Source organism: Gilvimarinus sp. 1_MG-2023 (genome assembly GCF_030548285.1).
In genome coordinates this window covers 1-324 of record NZ_JAUOSC010000567.1, presented here as the reverse complement: position 1 = coordinate 324, position 324 = coordinate 1, and the positions used below count along the sequence as shown (strand labels likewise).

The 324-nt window shown below is 55.9% G+C and carries 1 protein-coding gene; it reads right to left on the bottom strand.

Annotation, left to right across the window (positions count from 1 at the left end; all coding sequences use genetic code 11):
- Positions 1-324 (bottom strand): DUF2868 domain-containing protein (locus Q4563_RS18110; protein WP_303605491.1); only part of this gene is annotated, 324 nt, incomplete at both ends.

Sequence of the window (324 nt, the reverse complement as noted above, 5' to 3'; positions counted from 1 at the left end):
ATACCGTACGCCATGATCGCCATCACCAGTGTTGGCCACCAGCCACTCTGGCGGCTTCCCATACCGGCACCGGCCCCCATCACATCCTGGGCACTGAAACGACTCTGACTGATCAGCTCAAGACCCGGTGATGCCACTAACCAGTGCCAGGGCCAGCTGACAACCGCCATCATGTGTACCATGGTGCGATTGTCACTGATCAGTGTCGACGACCAGCCAAATTGATAATCCTGAAAGGTCGCCAGTGCAAAAAAGGCCAGCAAGGCAGCGACTGAAAAAACCAATCCCAGCCACTGGGTTTGCCAAAGCATCCAGGGGAACAAC